General features: G+C 35.9%; 12 protein-coding genes. 10 read left to right on the forward strand and 2 right to left on the reverse strand.

Translation table 11 applies throughout. The features are described 5' to 3' along the window. The first annotated feature begins 350 nt into the window (after positions 1–350). The 3 genes from NTX65_13040 (at position 351) to NTX65_13050 (ending at position 7,070) form a co-directional block, all read left to right on the forward strand. Entirely contained in the window at positions 351–689 is a 339-nt protein-coding gene (locus NTX65_13040; protein ID MCX6170265.1) for an STAS domain-containing protein, read from the forward strand. Positions 690–988: 299 nt separating this feature from the next. Further along, positions 989–3,607 carry an insulinase family protein gene (locus NTX65_13045; protein MCX6170266.1) on the forward strand — a complete coding sequence of 873 codons (2,619 nt, stop codon included), beginning with the start codon at positions 989–991 and terminating at the stop codon, positions 3,605–3,607. A 70-nt stretch (positions 3,608–3,677) separates the two neighbouring features. Further along, on the forward strand, positions 3,678–7,070 hold the full coding sequence (locus NTX65_13050; protein MCX6170267.1) for a M20/M25/M40 family metallo-hydrolase: 3,393 nt from the start codon (positions 3,678–3,680) through the stop codon (positions 7,068–7,070). A 90-nt stretch (positions 7,071–7,160) separates the two neighbouring features. Here the strand turns inward: NTX65_13050 and NTX65_13055 are convergent, their stop codons facing one another. Together NTX65_13055 and NTX65_13060 are read right to left on the reverse strand one after the other, a co-directional pair. After that, on the reverse strand, positions 7,161–7,805 hold the full coding sequence (locus NTX65_13055) for a corrinoid protein (protein ID MCX6170268.1): 645 nt from the start codon (positions 7,803–7,805) through the stop codon (positions 7,161–7,163). Beyond that, positions 7,796–8,923 (reverse strand): hypothetical protein, encoded by a 1,128-nt coding sequence (locus tag NTX65_13060; protein ID MCX6170269.1) that lies wholly within the window; start codon positions 8,921–8,923, stop codon positions 7,796–7,798. The genes NTX65_13055 and NTX65_13060 overlap by 10 nt, the downstream gene beginning before the upstream one ends. Positions 8,924–9,028: 105 nt before the next feature. Between NTX65_13060 and NTX65_13065 the strand changes: the two genes are divergently transcribed. The 7 genes from NTX65_13065 to NTX65_13095 all read left to right on the forward strand — a co-directional run bounded on the left by NTX65_13065 (position 9,029) and on the right by NTX65_13095 (position 21,584). Beyond that, positions 9,029–10,327, forward strand: coding sequence for an amidohydrolase family protein (locus tag NTX65_13065; GenBank protein ID MCX6170270.1), 1,299 nt, complete (start codon positions 9,029–9,031; stop codon positions 10,325–10,327). 376 nt (positions 10,328–10,703) lie between these two features. Continuing rightward, positions 10,704–12,617: a hypothetical protein gene (locus tag NTX65_13070; protein MCX6170271.1), complete on the forward strand. Its 1,914-nt coding sequence runs from the start codon at positions 10,704–10,706 to the stop codon at positions 12,615–12,617. A 66-nt stretch (positions 12,618–12,683) separates the two neighbouring features. Next, the gene (locus NTX65_13075) at positions 12,684–15,569 is read left to right on the forward strand and encodes a TonB-dependent receptor (GenBank protein MCX6170272.1); all 2,886 of its coding nucleotides are present in this window, start codon (positions 12,684–12,686) and stop codon (positions 15,567–15,569) included. Between the two features lie 56 nt (positions 15,570–15,625). Further along, a complete protein-coding gene (locus tag NTX65_13080; GenBank protein MCX6170273.1) occupies positions 15,626–17,137 on the forward strand; it encodes a T9SS type A sorting domain-containing protein in 1,512 nt (503 codons plus the stop codon). A 257-nt stretch (positions 17,138–17,394) separates the two neighbouring features. Next, positions 17,395–18,543, forward strand: a complete 1,149-nt coding sequence (locus tag NTX65_13085; GenBank protein MCX6170274.1) for a GntR family transcriptional regulator — start codon at positions 17,395–17,397, stop codon at positions 18,541–18,543. A 36-nt stretch (positions 18,544–18,579) separates the two neighbouring features. Beyond that, positions 18,580–20,358 carry a beta-glucuronidase gene (uidA, locus tag NTX65_13090; GenBank protein ID MCX6170275.1) on the forward strand — a complete coding sequence of 593 codons (1,779 nt, stop codon included), beginning with the start codon at positions 18,580–18,582 and terminating at the stop codon, positions 20,356–20,358. Continuing rightward, positions 20,358–21,584 (forward strand): metallophosphoesterase family protein, encoded by a 1,227-nt coding sequence (locus tag NTX65_13095; GenBank protein ID MCX6170276.1) that lies wholly within the window; start codon positions 20,358–20,360, stop codon positions 21,582–21,584. The genes uidA and NTX65_13095 overlap by 1 nt, the downstream gene beginning before the upstream one ends. Positions 21,585–21,608: the final 24 nt, after the last annotated feature.

Genomic DNA, 21,608 nt, shown 5'->3' on the forward strand with positions numbered 1-21,608 from the left:
ATATGGAAGATATTTTTGGAGAGATGAGAATTTGTCACAAGATCCCAAATGCAAATCCATTTGATTTACTCCAAATGGTTATGACAATTTCTAAATTTTTCTGATCAATTCTTTTTAATAGAATTTACTATTCTTAGTGAATTCAACTAATATTAATTTTTTAAGTAAGCTCCATTAAGCCGTATATTCCCATCAACAAATTAGTCCATGAAAGCAAAAAATTAAAGCAACTTGAAATAAGCAATTGAGATTCTATATTTAGGATTTCCTTGAGGACAATATAATTTTGTTGTGCTAAAAATAAAATGATATATTAGCGAAAGTTTAATCACAAATATACCGGAGGAATTATGAAAATCAATTTAGTGGAAAAATACACTGCTGTTGTTCTTGAACTCAAAGGTGACATAACCGGAACAGCAAAAGATCAAGAGTTCAGCGACACTCTTCATAAGCTTATTGCGGAAGGGAAGAAAAATATAATTATAGATTTGAAAGAGACCGGTTTTGTTAATAGTTCCGGTTTGGGAATGTTAATAGGCGGTTACACTACAATAAAGAACGGCGGCGGTGATCTAAAACTCGCAAACGCAACTCAAAAAATTGAAAGCTTACTCGTAATTACTAAACTCACTTCGATATTTACGAATTATAATTCTGTTGACGAAGCAGTTAAAAGTTTTAGCTGAATAGAATGAATGAAAATCTGCGGGAATCTCCAGTCTTTAAGTATTATACTAATTTTGTAGTTAACATAGTTGCCCACGAAGATTCCCAGATTAGATAAAAAAGTACCGGTGTTATCGAAGCAATAACAAACGGATGGACGGATCGTAAAGTCGGATTAGGACCTTAAATCATCCTTTGATGAATTTTAAAGAGAAATTAAATTACTTGCCGCCTTTTCTACAACTGCAATTCCAAATTTTAATATCTTTGCATTCGATATTCAATCATAAAATTTTATTTGAACTTGGAGCATATGAAAATGAAAAGAAAAATCTTCTCAAGTATTTTAATCATGACGATAATAGTTGGCCTTTTGATTCAAACTATTTCAGCACAAGAGAAAGTTCAAAAAGACGGTCAAAAGCAATCTGTTCCGGCATTTCCAAAAGGAGTTTCGATCTATCAACTTGATAACGGAATTCAAGTTCTTTTGATTGAAAATCCGGCATTACCGATGATCGGCGCGAATATGGTCATAAAAGTCGGATCTGCATATGAATCATTTTCGACGAGCGGTATGAGCCATATGCTCGAACATCTTCTATTCAACGGAACAACAACCCGTCCTCAGAAACAATTGTACGACGATGTTGATATGATCGGCGGATACAATAATGCCCACACGGATACTTATTATACAGATTTTATGATGGTAACTCCGACCGAAAATTTTAGAAAAGGAATGGAGATTCAAGCCGATATGATTTTCAATTCAACTCTTCCGAATGAGAAGTTTGAAAAGGAAAAGGGGATTGTGCTTGAAGAAATCTCTAAGAGCTTAGTAAATCCAAGCGAACAGATGGAACGGAATACAATTTCAATTTTATACGGCGGGCATGCACTTTCGCTTCCGACTCTCGGGACATATTCAACCATTCAATCCATGAAACGAGATGATGTTAACGCATTCTATAAAAATTATTATGTACCGAACAATATGATATTAAGTGTGATAGGAAATTTTCAGACAAAGCCGATGCTTGCGATGATTAAAGAAATTTATGGTAAGGCAAATCCCGGCTCGGTTAAGTACGATTCGAATCCGGAATGGGCAACGGGATTTCAAATTCCAAACTTAAAATCCGGTGATGATGAAAATGTTTATTACCGTTTTTATGACGGCAAGGATAAAGTGGTTCAGATGTTTTATCAGATTCCGCAGAATGGATCCGATGAATATTTCCAATTGATGGGCATCGTTCTCGATAAGAATCAAGATGCTGTTCAATCTGCGGTTAAAGCAGAATTCGAGCAGAATATAAAATCGGTAAAATTGAGTACGAGACTTTCTCCATTGAAAAATTATATCGAAGCCACTGTAATTCTTGCTAAGGATGTTGATCTGAGTGCTTTGACTAAATTTGTATCCGAGAAGTTAGCTAACTTAAATTTTGCTCTTCCAACCGAGACTCTAAAGTTCGAGGCGACAAAAGCCCGTACTGAATTTGTTAAAAATATCGAAAAACCGCATATGTTCGGAATTTATAATTCCTACTCGATAGTTATGAATGGAATTGAATCCGTACTTTCTTCATTTAGCGGAAATGAATTTTATAAAGCAGCAATAGAACTCGGACCGCTTAAAATAAATTCCAAACCATTAACTCTTGTCCAAACTCCTTTTGCGAAAAATGAAAAAGAGAATTCAGAAGTTGTTAGTAATGTAAAGCAATTTAAGGATGATGCGACGGGGAAAAATTTGATTGTTGTTCAGAATGAAAACAGCAATCTTCTTGCTATTCATTACCTGGTAAAGCACAAAGCGGTTTATGAATCTAAGTATGGTAAAGACGCATCAAAAATTCTTCATGACTGCCTGGGTCAACGGTTAAATTCACCGGAGAATCAGAAGATCAGCAGTCAATACGGATTTACTTTTACTGTTAATGATAATCCAATGATTCCAATGGATGATATCTATCTTCATCCCGATTTCGGGTATATAAGAGTTGAAGGACTTGCAGACGATCTTCCCGGTGCGATCAATTATATGAATGGTATCTTGAACAATTTTATTCCGACTGAAGCCGAATTTAAAAAATCGGTTGAGAAGTTCAATGGTATGGGAATGATGATGATGGGAGGCGACAAAGCGAAAAAAGCTTTCGATGCCGAATATAAGTTAATGGTTTACGAGCCCAATGATTTTTCTCAAAATCAACCGCCACTTACGTACGAGAATCTCGTATCATTTACAAAAGAATATTTGCAACCGTCTAACATGATTATTTCAGTTGTGTCACCCGGCAGTCCGGAAGCTATCAATACACTTTTCAGTTCTTTGAATTTCTCGGCGATTAAAGATGAACCGGCAGTTTATACACCAACATTCCAGATGAAAACTAAACCGGATGCAATTGAGAAACCGGGCGGCGGAGAACGCTCATATTTGTTCTACGGATTTATAAGCGAGATAGATCCAAAAGATGCACCAGCTCTTCAAGCTCTTTCACTAATTCTATCTGATAATATAGTTTTTGATATCCGCGAAAAGCAGGGATTGGCTTATGGCATGAGCGCGGGAATTGAAGTCATTAAAAACAAAGCTCTCTTCTTTGTTAATCAAGGAACACGACCTCAAAATGTTGATAAACTTATTCCACAATATCCCGGCTTTTTCACAATGAAAGCAATTGATACTCTCTCTCAGAACACATTGGAAAAATCAATCAACATGTATTTGGGAAGGATGATGTTCAGAAGACTCTCAAGTATCAATCAGGCATTCTATCTCGGAAGTTCTTCCTATTTCTTTATCAATTACAATTACGACAAAAATTTTCTTGACGCGTTGAAAAAAGTTAAACTTGCCGATGTTAAAGAAGCGGCAAAAAAATATATGCAAATTAAAAATCCAATGACTCTGATAGTAAGATGATTTGCCGGCGGATTTTAAAATCGTTATAAAAACGAATTAAGTATGAAAAGAATTTTAATTGGAGAATCTGATGTTTAAGAAAATATTTTTTTTCTTCACACTAATTTTATTTACAACTGCACTTTTTGCGGATTCAACCGTTCATCATAAATTATCTGTTAGAATAGATCCCGCAAAACATTTTTTGAATGCCGTTGACCAAATAACAATTCCGGCCGACCAGGCAAAGTCTAAAATGACTTTCATTCTCAACGGAGATTTGAAAATTACTTCTGATACACCGGGTGTAACAATAAAATTGGAAAAGGAAGGTGTGAAAGCAGAGGATTTGGGAATGGACAGGGAAGATCTAAATCTTGCTGCGGAATTTAAACAAAATAAATACTCTCTAAATTTCTCAAATGAAATTAAAGGTGACTTAACATTTATTCTGAAATTCAGCGGAGTGATTAACTATCCGGTCAAACAAATCGGTGAGGAATATGCACGAGGATTTAGCCAGACTCCGGGCATAATAGATGAGAAAGGAATTTATCTCGGTGGTTCAACATACTGGGTACCTTGGTTCAACGAGAACTGGATCAGTTTTGAATTAACTACAACAATGCCAAAAGGATGGAGCGTAGTAAGTCAAGGGAAGAGAACACAAAATGAATTGAAAAACGATTTGCAGACAAGCGTTTGGAATTCACCCGAACCAATGGAAGAAATTTATCTAATCGCGGCAAAATTTACTGAGTACGCAAAATCCGCCGGCGCAATTGATATAATGGCATTCCTTCGTACCCCGGATGAAACTCTCGCAAATAAATACATGGAAACCACAGCTCAATATCTCGAGATGTATCGAAAACTTATTGGTCCGTATCCCTTTTCTAAATTTGCTCTTGTTGAAAATTTTTGGGAAACAGGCTACGGAATGCCTTCGTTTACACTTCTCGGAGAACAAATAATCAGATTTCCGTTTATACTCAATTCTTCTTATCCGCATGAGTTGCTTCATAACTATTGGGGAAATAGTGCTTACGTTGATTTCAAAACCGGGAACTGGTGTGAGGGATTAACGGCTTATATGGCAGATCATCTAATTGCAGAACAAAGAGGTCAGGCAGATGAATATAGAAGGAACACACTACAGAAATATACAGATTATGTAAATCCGTCAAATGATTTTCCTCTGAACAAATTTAATTCTAGAAGTAATCCCTCTTCCGAAGCAATCGGTTACGGCAAGAGTTCTATGATGTGGAATATGCTTCGCGGACTTGTTGGTGATGAATCATTCGTAAAAGGATTTCAGAAATTTTATCGTGATAATAAATACAAAGCGGCATCATACAGTGATATTCGCGCATCATTTGAAAGTGTGACAGGTAAAGATCTGAAATCATTTTTTGATCAATGGGTCAACAGAAAAGGGGCGCCGGAATTAAGTGTTTCTAATGTGAAGTGTGAGAAGAAGAACAATGAATATGTTTTAGGATTTGCACTAAAACAGCTTCAGAAAGATGATGCGTTTGTTCTCGATGTACCGGTTGCGGTTTCTTTTGCAAAATCATCTGTAATTAAAACTGTCCCGATGACATCGAAAGAACAAAATTACGAATTCACTTTTCCACAAAACCCATTATTAGTTCAGATTGATCCGCAATTCAATTTATTCAGAAAACTTAACTACAATGAAATTCCGCCATCACTTTCAAAAATATTCGGTGCTGATGAATTGTTGATTCTTCTTCCTTCTAAGGCTTCAAAAGAAAAACTTGAATCGTACAAGGAATTGGCAAAGATCTGGTCTGATGATAAGACTAAAAAAATAGAAGTTTCTCTCGACATCAAATATGATAAACTTCCGGCAGATAAAAACATCTGGATCTTCGGAGCGGAGAATAAGTTCACCGGAATTGTAAAAGAAGGATTAAAAGATTACGGCAGCGAAATTAAAAATGATGAAGTTACATTCGGTAAAAATTCATTTCCGGTTTCGAATAATAGTTTTATTATCTCCGTACGCCATCCGGAAAATCCAAATAATGTTCTTGTTTATCTCTCGACTGAAAATAAAGAAGCTGTTGAAGGGTTAGCCAAAAAATTACCTCATTACGGTAAATACAGCTACCTGGTTTTTGAAGGGAACGAACCAACAAATACAGGCAAAGGGGAATGGAGTTCGGTTAATTCTCCTCTTACTGCAAAAGTTATTACAAAAGGTGAGAACACTAATTATGATGCACTTCCAGAATTAACAAAACGGAAAGCATTGGCAATGCTAACACCGGTATTTTCATCCGAAAGAATGTTGAAAACAGTTCAATACCTTGCGAGCGAAGAATTAGCCGGGAGAGCGCCGGGCTCCCCAGGAATTAATAAAGCCGCAGATTATATTGTAGAAAAATTTAAGAGCGCGGGACTTCTCCCCGGTGCAGATGACGGAACATATTTTCAGAAATGGGATGAAGTCGTTGATGCCAAAGGAACAAAAGCACAGGTTAAGAACATTATAGGAATCATTCCGGGTACCAATCCAAATCTTAAAGATGGATCTGTAATTGTTTGTGCTCATTACGATCATCTTGGCTTAGGATGGCCAAGTGCAAACAAAGGGAATGAAGGAAAGATACATCCCGGCGCAGATGATAATGCAAGCGGTGTTTCGGTAATTTTAGAACTGGCAGATCTGCTCGGAAAAACTTTGAAGCCGCAGAGGACCGTAATATTTGTTGCATTCACTTCGGAAGAGAGCGGACTTTTAGGATCGAAATATTATGTCCAAAATATGGCTCGCTTTCCGGCAAAGAAAGTTATTGGTGTTCTTAACTTTGATACAGTTGGTAGATTAGGAAATAATAAATTGCTTGTACTGGGAACATCAAGCGCCCGTGAGTGGAGATTTATTTTCATGGGTGCAACTTATGTTACAGGCGTTGAATCGGAAATGGTAACACAGGATTTGGATGCAAGCGATCAGAAAAGTTTTCTTGCTGCGGGTGTTCCGGGAGTTCAATTCTTCTCAGGTGCTAATACGGATTATCATAGACCGTCAGACACTGCAGATAAAATTGATGGTGCCGGATTAATTAAAGTCGCAGCGTTTGCTCAAGAAGGATTATTGTATTTAGCCGACAGAGCAGAACCTCTCACATTTCAAGGACAAGTTGTTACTGAATCCAAAAAATCACAAACTGCACCCGCAGGCGAAAGAAAAGTCTCGACTGGCAGTATGCCCGATTTTAGCTTCTCAGGTGAAGGTGTAAAGATTGCCGACCTCGCTCCGGATTCGCCGGCAGCAAAAGCAGGATTACAAAAAGGTGATGTGATAATTAAAATAGCACAATTCAAAGTAACTAATCTGCGCGAGTATTCAGATGCTTTAAAAACATTTGAACCCGGTAATGTGGTTGATCTTGTTTATTTACGTGAAGGAAAAGAGAACACAACAAAAATAGAATTTGCTGCTAAATAAATAACGGTAGTAAATTTATTTTTCGTTTATCCCGAATGAAAAAATATTCGGAAGAATGTATTCAGTAATAAGATATTATTTTGAATTTTATTAATGTTTAGTTGCCATTATTGAATCAACCAGTTGTACAGCGTCATATGCGTTTCTAGCAAATCCGCTTGAACCAATTTCATCGGCGAATTTTTGATTCAAAGGTGCGCCGCCGACAATAATAGGAATCTTAATATTTTTTTCTCGGAAAAATTTAATCACGGATTCCATATAAATCATGGTGGTGGTAAGAAGAGCAGACATTCCTATAACATCAGCATTACATTTTATATATTCTTCATGGAATTTTTCTGCGGAACAACCTGTCCCGATATCGATAACTTCATATCCACAACCTTGTAACATTATTGCAACCAGGTTCTTGCCAATATCATGTACATCCCCTTTCACGGTTCCAATAAGAATTCTTCCTTTGCTGGCTACCCCCCCTTTTATTAAGTAAGGTTCTAGAGCCTTCATTGCGAATTTCATGGCTCTTGCGGCAATCAAGACTTGCGGAACGAATATCAACTGATCACGGAATCTTTCACCAACGATTGCCATTCCTTTCATCAACGCATTATCAAGGATAGTTTGAGGCAAAACATTATTTGTCAGCAGCTCCTGGGTTATTTTTTGGGCATCAAGATGTTTCCCGTTTATAATTGCTATGCTTAAAGATTCTAATTTGTCATCTATTTCCATGTATCAATCACTTCTCTTAGTAATAGAATATTTTCTTTCTTGGTCTCTGGCGCTATTGAACATGCAGTGCTTAGAATAAATCCCGGATTATTTTCTGCAATTATAATTCTGTTCTTGACATCCGAAATAATTTCATCTTCCGTTCCATTTAGCAACAGATTAATAGAATCAATATTACCTTTTATAAATCCCTTATCGCCAATTCTTGCCACTGCATCACTAAGTTCCACATTACCGATAGGAGGAGGATCCAGGCATTCTATACCGTTTATTCCAGCATCAAACATTAATTCTAAGCGATCATTAATTGATCCGCAAGTATGTGTGTAAACAATCATTCCGGTTTTTCGAATTGCAGAAACGATTTCTTTTTCATACGGAAGAACAAATTCTTTATAATGGTCAGGTGAAATAAATCCGGCTCCCGCAAACGGTGATGAAATTTTTACTGCGTCGATTCCGGTTGCGCACATTTCTAACGCTAATTTTTTTATTCCTTTTGTAAAATGCGATAAAATCTTTTTGCAGTTATCCGGATTGTCAATTAACCCAAGCAGCCCATTCTGATGACCAACAATGTCTAGGAAATAATCGAATGGTGAAGTGATTTCCCCATGAATCGAAAAATCGCTTCCGCACTTTTTAACAATCGCTTCAATTGACCCGAATTTATTTTCCGGTGTTATTTCAAAATGAAGATTCTGTGAAACCGGTATGTAATTCAAAGTATCGGGTAGAAGGTTTTCATCAAAATCACTGATCTCGATTTTTTCTTTTTCAGTTCGATATACGAAATAGGGAAGTTCATTATATGGGCAAATCGTTTTATCGCCATTCTTCCATTCAACAATCTCGGATTCTCCGGTTTTGTAAATTTGTTTTACTTTCTCTTTCCACTTGAGATCATGTCCGTGCAGGCTAATCAAAATGCCGTCGAAATCGTATATCTCTCTGAGTTTGATCAAACCCTCTGTAAAAATATTTTGATCGAACCAAAATTCTGCCGGAGAAATTTTTAACTGCACCAACATATGCCCTATACTAAATTGACACATAAGCGGAATCTTATCTACCGGCATTAAATTCATTGCATTATTGATTCTTTCTTTCGGCGTCATCTTTTTTACATTTTTTGTTAGCTAAAATATTAAAAGTTTTTTGGCATACAATGAATTATCGTAACTTTGTGTAAAATATTTGTTATTAACCTACAAGATATGGCTATGAAACTAATCACAAACGGAAAAATTGTTCTTGAAAACAAAATTTTAGCTGGGGAAATTAGGATCGTTGATGATACAATAGCGGAAATTGGTAAAAAATTAAGAAGAGATAAGAAATATGAAATCATTGATGCAAAAAATAAATACGTAATACCGGGGTTTATAGATATCCACACGAATGGATCGGCTGGATTCGATTTAACTTGCGGTAGATATGATCAGGATAAACATAGATTCGTTTTAAACAAGAAAGATTATAGAAAAGGAATTGAAAATGCTCTGAAGTTTTATTTAAGTAAGGGAACCACGAAAGTTTTATTGTCTAGTATATCGGCTCCCTTGCAGCAAACGCTGAACAATTTTGCAAAAGTTGCAGATTACAAATCCGATGACTCATATTTATCAAGAGTTTTATACGGATTATATGTTGAAGGATCATTCATAAAAGATTCGCAATCACGCGGAGCTCAAAATCCAAAATATTTTTTGAAACCCACCCGGACTTTAATAGATCAAATCAGAAAGTCATCAAGAGATTTTGTTAAAATAATTAATCTGCCTCCGGAATGGGGAGGAGAGACGAACAAAATCATAAAAACTATTAGCGATGAAGAAATTATTTGCACAGTCGGTCATTCTACTGCGACCGCAAATCAAACATATTCTGCAGTATTAAACGGGACAATCCTTTCAACACATTTTTTAAACGGACCGTCTTCTGCATCATTCAAACCGTTTAACGGAGGAGGGATGACAGAAGCAATTTTAAAATCTCCAGAAGTTTATGCCGAAATAATTCCGGATGGCTATCATGTTAATAAATCGTATGTGCTGGATGTGATCAAGAGAAAAGGGCTCGATAGAGTAATTGCTGTGACCGATAATATGTTCATTGCCGGAATGAAAAGTATAAATGAATTTAATTTTATGGGGATTCGGGGAAAACTGAGTGATAATAAAAAATATCTATTTGTTAAAGAACGCCCATCTGCTCTTTTCGGAAGCGTTTTAACTATGGATGAAGCATTTTCAAATTTATTAAATTGGTTTTCGTCCGATGAACCGGGTGTGTGGAATCCTCTCCATAGAGCGATGAAATTTGAGGAAGCAATTATTGTAGCGGTTAATATGTGCTCGCATAATCCCGCTAATTTACTTTCCATGCGTAATCCAAATATTAGATTTGGAAAAATTAAAAAAGGCTATAATGCAGATATTTTAATTGTCGATCTCCACCGAAAAGGAAAGAAGACCAAAATGAAAATTAAAGAGACTATTTTTGAAGGGAAGAAAATTTAATTTGAGAATTATTTGAGAAATCAATTCCCGATTCTTAAAAGAATGACTCGGTGAACAATAATAGTAATTGATTTGTAAGATTCTTTGTTATAGTTAGCAAAATAGAAAGCAGCTGGGAAAAAACAAACTGTGAACCCCGACCTACTAACTAACACTCCTAATTCTTCCGCACTAAAATTTGCATTAACTTAGGAATAATTGATTTTACTCATTTCCAACCCAATAATTTTATTAGCTGCCTCTTGTAAGAAATCTTAATTCTTGACAAAGAGAGAAAGAAAGCTTAGGTTCGCATCAGACATACTAAGTATACTAAGTTGAGCAAGGTTATTCTAGAGCTGGAATCAATTCTAAAATCTAAGAAGATTAATCTAAAATGAAAAAAAAGATTTGTTCTCTACTTTTAAGTTTACTTCTTCTATTTGAAACAGCCGCAGCTCTACCCAATTCTCATAAATATATAAACCTAAAAAAAGAATTCAGTAAAACACTCATACTGCTTTCCAATAATCTCATTGACAATCAAATCAAGAATCAAGACGATAAAAATTTTGGAGCGATACAGTGTAAACATTGTAATGTCTTGCATACAAGAGCCGGTGAGGGAATCTTCCCTTTGGCTATTTCTTACGAAATTACAAGCGATGCTAAATACTTGAAAGCTGCAATAGAATTGGGTGACTGGCTTATAGCTCAGCAGCAAATAGACGGTAGCTGGAAAGAAACACCCGAAGAGTGGACAGGAACGACAACCGACCAGTTAATGATGTTAGCAAAAACTCTTCCGGCAATAGAAAAATATCTGAGCAATGAAAAGAAGATTATTTGGAAAAGTTCACTAAAAAAAGCTGCCAACTATCTTGTTAAAGTAATGAGTCCGGAATTTGCTAGTATTAATTATTGCGCTACAACAACCGCTTCTCTTTCGGAGACATTTAAAGTTATTGCTGATTCAACTTACCTGGTTAAGGCAAAAAATTTGGCTCACAGGATAGTATCGAAGATGGATGAGGATGGTTTTATTGAAGGAGAAGGTGGAAGAAATTTTAATAATAAATACGGTGTTGATCTCGGTTACGATTTAGAAATGTCTTTGTGGGGGTTAGGTGTTTATGCTAATAATTGCAATGACAGGTTTGTAGAAAAAAATGTCCAGAAGAGTCTGCTGAATCACCTCTATTTTATTTATCCTGACGGATCGATAGATAACTCATGGGGCATTAGATCAAACAAATGGACAACATACGGCAGCGCGACATCGGATGGAAGTCAAATTACATTTATGTTGTATGCAAGCGAGTATCCACAATTTGCATCTGCTGCATATAGAAATTTAAAATCAATTCGAGAAAATATATTTAACGGATACTTAGGATACGGTCCTCATTATCCACTATTATTTAACATACCGCCATGCATCTATCCTACTTTCACAAAAGCAAAAAACCTGGCTATGGCTTATCAGATTTCTTATGATAAAGAACTTGAGCTAAAAAATATTCCGAGCGATAGTAAAGATTGGCTAAAACATTTTAAAACTCTTGATGTGGATCTTATCCGTACTAAGAATTATATGGCTACAATATCAAACTATAGATATAAAGATTACGAGAAGAGGGACAAAAGCAAATATATGTTTCGGCCGGCGGGCGGATCGATTTGCAATTTATGGGTTGAAGGATATGGATTTCTTCAAGCATCAAGTGCAACACAGTATTTTAGATGGGAACCGATGTCGTTTCCTGAAGTCGGGAAAATAATCTCAATCACTCCAAGAATTGAGTTTAACGATTCTAACGGCTATTTCACAAATTTATTTGAATTTGATTCACGCGAGACATCCGGGAAGGAAAAGAACAACTTTTTTGTAAGTGCAGCCGGAGAATTAAGAGACCAAAAATGGTTAGCTGGTGGCGTAGGTTACAAATTAACGCATATTTTTTCGGATGATAGAATTGAGAAAAGGGTTGAATTAATTTATCACGACTCCCAACCGGAAATAAATATTGTTGAGCCCATCATAATAAGCGACGGCTTTGCTATTAAAAGAATTGACGACCGATCGCTAGTTATTAAAAGTAATAAGAAAAATTTTTTGTTTAAGGTCCTTGAAGGAAACGTGAACATTATTACAAATAAAAATTTAGATAGCTTTTGGGCACCATACCCGGCATTAAAAGCTTTCCCCATTTACTTAAGTGTGTTAAAGCCTTTAAATGATTTTAAACAATTAATTAGATATCAAATTTCCATTATAGATGAATCAAACATGAATAAACTATATCAGTAGATGAAATAGTAATTAAAACAAATAATCAAATTGAAAAACTAAATATGGTGAGTTATGTCTCTCACAATGAAAATGAGATCTAAAAAATACCGCATGGTCATCTTCTCTTCATTCATCCTTCTAATGTTTATTAGCTCCTTGAATTACGCGCAGGGAAAGGGAACCATTACGGGAAGAGTACTTGATGCTACTGACAAAAGTCCGCTATGGGGTGCAAGCATTTTAGTTAAAGGTACTTCTATTGGTGTAGCCACCGAAGATGATGGCAAATTTAAACTCACCCAGATACAAAGTGGAAAAGTAATTGTAATGGTTAGATATGTGGGGTATATAACTGTTGAGAAAGAAGTTACAGTGCTTGATGATAAAACAGCAACTGTTGATATAATATTAAGACCCACAGTAATTGAAGGTAAAGAAGTAGTTGTAACCGGTCAACTACAAGGACAGCAAGCAGCTATTAATCAGCAATTGAGTTCTAATTCGATAGTTAATATTGTATCAAAAGATAAAATCCAAGAGCTTCCTGATCAAAACGCAGCTGAAGCCCTGGCTCGGTTGCCTGGAATTTCTCTTCAGAGAGATGGCGGTGAGGGTCAAAAAGTTATTGTGAGAGGGCTTTCTCCCAAGTACAATAATATTACAATCAATGATGAAAAAATTCCTTCTACCGATGAAGAAGATCGGTCAGTTGATCTAAGCTCAATTTCTCCCGATATGCTTGCCGGAATTGAAGTTTATAAATCATTAACTGCTGATAAAGATGCGGATGCGGTGGGTGGAACAGTAAACTTTACAGTAAAGAAAGCTTCCGATAATTTCCAATCGGATGTTAAATTTCAAGGGGGCTATGGCTCACAAGAAAAATACTACGGAAATTATAGAGGTGCATTTTCGGTAAGCGACCGATTTTTAGATAATACTTTCGGAATAATTGCGACTGGAAATATTCAAAGAGCAAACAGAAGTTCGGACGCACAAAATGTAGCGTATTCATTCGCCAGCCAGACAGCTACCGGCGCCTTGGTAAAAGTCGATAATTTAAATCTAGTGGATACTAAGGAAATTAGAGATCGTTACGGCGCAAGTCTTGCAATGGATTACGATCTTGGTAACGGGAGCCTTTTCTTCAGCGGTTTCTGGAGTAAAACCGATCGTGACGAAGTCCGCAGAAGAAAACGTTATCAGATAACCAATGCTAGAACTCAATATGAAGTACGAAAGAGTACCATCAATCTCGATCTCTTCTCTGCTAATTTAAAAGGAGTGCATACCTTAGGTCTTCTTCAACTAGACTGGAGTGCTTCTTATTCAGAATCTAATCAGAAAACGCCGCTAGAGTTTAATAATATTTTTCAAGAACTATCTTCTTTGACCAATCAGATTGTTATTAATCAAGGGCCTGAATTAATTCCACTCGGTGTAAAAAATGACTTAGCCAATACAACATTTAAAGAGAGTGATATAACAAGTTATGCTGTACAGGATCATCACTTCACCGCATTATTAAATGCAAAAGTTAATTTTGATTTCGGAGACGACATAGCTGGTTATCTAAAATTTGGTGGCAAATTAAGATGGAACAGAAGAGACAGAGACAATACACAATTATGGACTTCTTCTTTCAATGTGGATTCAATGGGAGTGATTGCCGCAAAATATCCTAATACTTTATACAGACCGTTTGCATTGTCACCGGGTCGGCAAATATTAATGAATAATTTTTTATCTAACGACGATCTTGTAGGGCAATTTTTAAATGGTGCATATAATTTCGGGGTCAGTTTAGATCAATTAGCTCTAGATAACTTTCTTTCAAACATGAGGAATGCTAAACTCCAATCCGGCAAATCATTATACGTTCTGAATCCTCAAACTGATTTACAGGATTACAACGCAGCAGAAAATGTATCAGCTGCTTATGCGATGGCAGAAATCCGATTGACACCGAAGTTGCTACTAATTCCAGGTGTAAGATTCGAGAGGACTTATAATGATTATAAAAGTATTACCGGAACTCCTTCATCCGGTGAAGACTCAACTCCGGATCTTTTAGGTGCCAAAGATACTGTCGGATCAAATTCCTACTATGATATCCTTCCGATGTTTCAATTAAGATACAGAGTTACAGATTGGTTTGATGTTAGAGCATCAGTAACAAAAACTCTCTCGCGACCAAATTATTTCAATCTAGTTCCCTGGCAAGAAATATTATACCTGGATAATACAATTAATAAAGGAAATCCAAATCTTAAGCATACACAAGTATGGAATTACGATCTTTTCTTTTCATTCTATAATCAATATGGATTATTTACACTCGGAGGATTTTACAAAAAACTTTGGGATATCGATTACATCCGTCAATCTCGTATTCATGACGGAGGAAAATATAACGGATTTTTATTAATTCAGCCAGTGAATGCTGAGACTCCTTCGACTGTTTACGGAGTAGAAATTGATGCTCAGGCCAACCTTACAATATTGCCAAGTCCGTTTGACGGTATAGTATTCTATGCAAATCTTTCGATCATGAAGTCAAAAACATCGTTTCCTTATTTTGCTATAGGACCTCGAAGCCCACTGCCACCTTTTGCTCCAACTATTATTGATACTGTTCGTGATGGAACAATGCCGGGTCAAGCTGATTATTTGGGGAATTTTGCGATTGGATATGAAAAGGGAGGATTCTCCGGCAGACTTTCTCTTGTTTTCCAAGGAAAGAGTCTTTCATTTGTTGGAGCTCGTGCCGAGTTAGATGGATTTACAGACCAACTCACACGATGGGACTTGGCATTGCAGCAAAAAGTATTCAGTAATATTAGTGTTTTTTTGAATGTCAATAATTTGTCCAATACTCCAGATCGATCTTTTCTTGGCGTGTTAAATTATCCGACTAACGAAGAATTTTATGGCTGGACTCTTGATTTTGGAATTAAGTACAAATTGTAGCACGTATTCTTTATCTCATTATAACTAACAAATAATAATTATTTAACGGAGGTAAGATGAAACAAAGTAAACAAATATTAACCAGTCTTGTTGCAGTGATTTTATTCCTGCTGGTATTGCCTCAATCTGCATATTCTCAAACCTATATTGATGTAGCTCCAGGTTTTTCTACTCTTAATGATGCGGTTGTTGCCAACACCAATCCCGATGTAATTTTTAGATTGCAACGAGGTCCTGACGCAATTTATCTTCTTAACGGATCTATAACCGCAAATATTCCTTTGCGCATAGAAGCTGTTCCGGGTACAGGCTCCAGACCACAATTAATTCCGGGACTTGGTTCCGGAGGTGTCTCAGATATACCGCTTCGTGCTAAAGCTAACGTAACACTTAATGGCGTCTATTTGACTTCGAAGGATGAAGGCGGTGCATATTTAAGTCAGATTATTAGAGTTCAAGCTGATGGTGTGAGACTAAAATTAAATGATTGTTTTTTGGAAAACTCAGCCCAGTCCGCAATCAGAACTGATAATAAAAATTCAAAAATATATCTAACCGGTTCCACCTTTAGAAACTGTGCTTCCGACTGGGCTAACGGTAGAGGTATAGATGATCGTGGTGTAGCCATGGATACACTATATCTGGAAAATAATACAATCTATAATATTGCTTCCAGATTTTTGAGAGATGGCGGCGGATATATTAACTACGTTTACGTAAATCACAATACGTTTGCCAATATGGGTATAAGAGTTATGGATATTGGTGAATGCCCTACTGTAATTTTCAAAAATAATTTGATTTACAATTGCGGATTCCTCGGTAAGGGGAAAAGTAGTACAGATGCATTGTTATTATTAAGTCCTCTTACTAATACGGTTTTTGCAGGAGTTACACAGTCGGTAGAAGTACATAATAATAATTTTTATCTAAGTCCGGAAATAGTAGCGGTTTACAGCGATACCGTAATTGCAAAGCCATCTTACAATGCACAGATGAACAGCGCAATTGGTTTGTCCGGTACAGGTGGTAATACTATTTCTGAAGGGGTTTCATTTACGTTAGCACCTATTGCAAGTAATACCGCGGTATTAGCATCACTTTACTGGGCAGATCCAGCTCTTGATAATGGTACTACAGCAACAGGTTTGCGCACAACCGGAACATTTAATTTTGCATATCCAACAACAGCATTATCATATACAGCAGGTACATCCAATCAACCGCTTGGAGCTTTAACATGGTTCGGTATTGCGGTTGGTGTTAAAGATAATATCACAACAATTCCAACCGGTTATGAATTATCTGCAAACTATCCAAATCCGTTTAATCCATCTACAACAATTCATTTTGCTCTACCGGAACGCGCTCAAGTTAAACTGGTAGTTTTTAATTCTCTTGGACAGATTGTAGCATCGCTGGTGAATGAAACGAAAGAAAGCGGATCTTACTCGGTTGTTTGGAATGGTAAATCTGAACATGGTTTTATTGTTCCAAGTGGTATTTATTTCTATCGTATAGATGCAGGTAATTTTTCTTCAACACATAAAATGGTTTTATTAAAATAATTTTTACTTGTTCAATCATAGCCGGACTAAAACCCGGCTGTGATTTTTATATTGGCAATGTTCAACCATAGTTCTAATTAAGGACTTTACAATGGAAATTAAACTGTTCTTACATAGATCGCGGAACAAGCACTTAGTCTAAGAATAATGGCAGTAACAAAAATTTTAAAGCTAATAAACTAAATGTTTTTAATAGATTCTTCTTCATAACATTAAACCAAATAATTACTTATTAAACAATTGAGTTAATGATAATTATGAGCACTGGAATTGACATTAATAATCCGAAACCTCTTTACGAGCAGATTGAAATTGATATAAAAGAAAAAATCGAGAGAGGTGAGTTAAAACGCGGGCAGCAAATCGCTTCGCAGAATGATTTAGTTAAAGAGTATGGCGTCAGTTTAATTACTGTAAAAAAAGCACTTTCGGATTTGGTTAACGATGGAACTCTGTTCACCCGGCAAGGCAAAGGTACTTTTGTTGCAGAAACATCATTAAGGAAAATTGAGCTCTCCGGTCACAAAACGATTGGTGTTGTATTAAGAGATTTAAAACATCCCTTCTTTTCGCTTATCATTCATAGCATAGAAAAAAGAACTTCCGAACTTGGTTATAATTTTTTGTTATCGAGTTCATCAAATAGTTTAGAAAAAGAAGAAGCGCAAATAAATAGGTTTAGAGAACTTAATGTAGACGGTATTATAATTGCTTCCTTATCACTGGAATATAGAGCGACAGATTTCATACAGAAACTTCATGATGATAATTTCCCTTATATAATCGTCTCTTATATTCACGATCCGGATTATTGGTATGTCGGTGCCGATCATGAATATGGCGGCTACATTGCAACGGAACATCTAATAAAACTCGGATATAAAAATATCGGCTACCTTCATGCTGGTAAAGGAAATTTATTGAGTGAGGTTCGCAAAAATGGTTATTACAGAGCGCTCAACGAATATAATGTTCAGTATGATTCGCACCTCGTTTACTATCTCAGCGAGGCAAAATTTGATCAGTATAGTGATCGTTTCATGCAAGGATATGAATTTGGTAAAAAATTCCTAAGCTTTGAAAATAAGCCGGATGCATTATTTGTCTACAGTGATCTGGTCGCACTAGGATTTAATCAAGCTGTAACTGAAAATGGAATGAAAATTCCGGATGATATCGCAATAGTTGGATATGACGATATTCAAGTTTCTTCTTTTGCTTCAATTCCATTAACAACAATACATCAGCCAGCCGATAAAATTGGGGAACTTGCAGTTGATATCCTGCAAAAACGGATAGATAATAAAGACATTGGTAATAGAACCATTTTAAAACCTACGCTAATGGTAAGAGATTCATGCGGCGCTAAAAAGAGAATTATAACACTGGATACATTAGCCGGATAGATAATAAATTAAATTTTTTCGATTATAAGGTGAAAAATGTTATACCCAATAAGAAATAAGTTTCGCTCATTTATTGAACTTAATGACTTTTGGAAATTTAAAATTGACCGGGATAAAATCGGTGAAAAAGAAAAATGGTACAAAGGATTTCAAAGTGATTTAGAAATTGCTGTCCCTGGAAGCTGGAACGAGCAGTTAGAAGAATTGGGATTACTCTTTTATGTAGGATCTACCTGGTATTACAAAAAAGTATTTATGCCAGAAGAAATTAAGAATAAAAGGATAGTACTTAGGGTCGGCTCTGCAGATTTTAATTCAAAAGTTTGGATCAATGGAAATCTTATCGGAGAAAACAATCAAGGATTTCTGCCTTTTGAATTTGACATAACGGAAAAAGTTACAACCGGAGAGAATTTTGACTTAGTAATTATGGTTAATAACGAATTGAATGGGGAAACTATTCCTCAGGGGATATCATCTGAAAATTATGTACAGGAGAATCGACTTAGAGAAGAAACATATCCTTCCGCTCGTTTTGATTTTGCCCCATTCGGAGGAATAAACAGGCCGGTAATAATTTATACAACTCCCCATGATTTTATTAGTAAAATCAAAGTTGATACAAAAATATTATCTCAAAAAATCGGTCAGGCTAACATTGAAGTTACATGCAATAATAATTTTAGTAACGAAATAAATTTTGAAATATCTGATCCACAATCAGCAAGTTCAAAGAGTGAAAAAATAAAAGAGCATACGGCGAACACAGAAATAAAAATTGATAGCTGCAGATTCTGGTCGAACCGGGATCCCTATCTTTATGACCTTAACATCAAATTATTAAAAGAAGGGGATGTTATAGATGAATATTCTCTACCGATCGGAATAAGAGAAATAAGGATCACTGACAACAAAATTTTCCTTAATGATGAAGAGATCTATTTAAAGGGATTTGGTAAACATGAAGATTATTCTGTTATCGGGAAAGGTTTATTCCTTCCATTAATTGTAAAAGATTTTGAATTGATGAAATGGATTAATGCAAATTCTTTTAGAACTTCTCACTACCCGTATTCGGATGAAATAATGTTCTACGCCGATAGAAAGGGGATTTTAGTTATTGATGAAGTTCCTGCCGTGAGTTTGGACTTTAGATTTGTAAATCAAAAAACTTTAGAGAATCATAAAGAATCTTTACGCCGATTAATCGAAAGAGATTATAACCATCCTTCTATTATTATGTGGGCTGCCGGTAATGAACCGAACTTAGTTGGCGAACCAAGTTATTATGACGGCAGCGGTAAAAAATATTGGGGTGATATATTTAATTATACGCGTTCGCTTGATAAAAGCAGGCCGGTGACTGTTCCGAATTGTACAAGAGCGGGTGTTGATGATCCGGTTTTTGAATTCTGCGATATTATTTCGATCAATAGATATTACGGCTGGTACGAGTATCCCGGAAAAATTGAGTATGCAGTAAAGATTCTTGGAGATGAAATGGATTTGATTTATAAAAAATATCGGAAGCCGATGATAATGACAGAGTTTGGAGTTGATACTGTATCCGGACTGCATTCGACTTCCGATCAAATGTTCACAGAAGAGTATCAAGCAAAATATTTGGAAGAATATATTAAACTCTTCCGTACAAAAAGTTATATGGTCGGCGAGCATGTTTGGAACTTTGCCGATTTCAGAACTCCGCAGCATTTTAGAAGGGTTATAATGAATTTGAAGGGAGTATTTTCAAGAGAAAGAGCGCCAAAATTTGCTGCATTCAAGCTGAAAGAAATATGGGGGAAAAACGAATAATGAAATCAAAATTTACTCTCTTCTTCTTTCTAACACTTTTATTGCAATTGGATATTTTATTTGCGCAGTCAAATCAGTCAATTGATAAACCACAGAGAATAATATTAAATCTAACTGAAAACCCGGCCACAAGTATTGCATTAACCTGGCGGACAATCAATAAATTTTCAAATTCCGAAGTTCGTTTTACCGAAGCCACAAATTGGACCGACTTCTTAAAATCCGTTCAATCTTTAAAAACAAAAATCGATTCAGTGAAAATTGACGAAGTTCATTACGCATTTCAGTATTCGGTAATTCTGAAAAATTTGAAACCAAATACACTTTATGTTTATTCTGTAGGTCATGATTCTGTCTGGAGCGAGTGGAACCAATTTAAAACTGCAGAAGATAAGAACGCAAAATTTGATTTTATTTATTTTGGCGATCCGCAGGTAGAACTGATACAACATTGTTCAAGATTATTTAGAGAAGCTTATAAAACTGATGCCGCTGCAAAGTTTTGGTTATTCGTTGGCGATCTGACCGATAAACCAAATTATGATAGTCTCTGGGGCGCATTCTTTTTTGCCGTTGATTTTTTCTCTAAAGTCACTCCGTTAGTAACTGTTCCCGGAAATCATGAGTACACAAAATTCGGCCCCGGCAAAACTAAGACAAAAGAATTCACTCCATTGTATAGACCACACTTTACATTACCTGAAAATGGCATAAAGGGAATGGAAGAAAAAAGCTACTACTTTGATTATCAGGGCGCAAGATTTATTATGCTTGATGGCAATGAAAGACTTGATGAACAAGCTAAATGGATGGAACCGCTTCTTACTAACAATCCGAATAAGTGGACCATTGTATCAATGCACCAGGCAATTTATTCAACTGGAAGAACTCGCGATAATAAAGAGATTCAAAAAATTTTACTTCCTCTATACAATAAATATTCAGTTGATTTAGTACTTCAGGGTGATGATCATACTTACGGAAGAACTTACAAACTCAGAAATGGTGTGCGAGTAAACGACAATGAAAATGGAACGGTTTATATCGTGTCTGTAAGCGGACCAAAACAGTACACTCTTAATCCTAAATACAAAGACCTAATGGTAAAGATGGGTGAGAAAACTCAGTTGTTTCAAGTAATTACTGTCGATAACAATAAATTAATTTTCAAATCGTACACTATAACAGGTGAATTATTCGATTCATTTGAGCTGAACAAAAAATAATTTACTGAATTAATAATCTAAGAA

Source organism: Ignavibacteriales bacterium (assembly GCA_026390795.1).
Lineage (GTDB): Bacteria > Bacteroidota > Ignavibacteria > Ignavibacteriales > Melioribacteraceae > Fen-1258.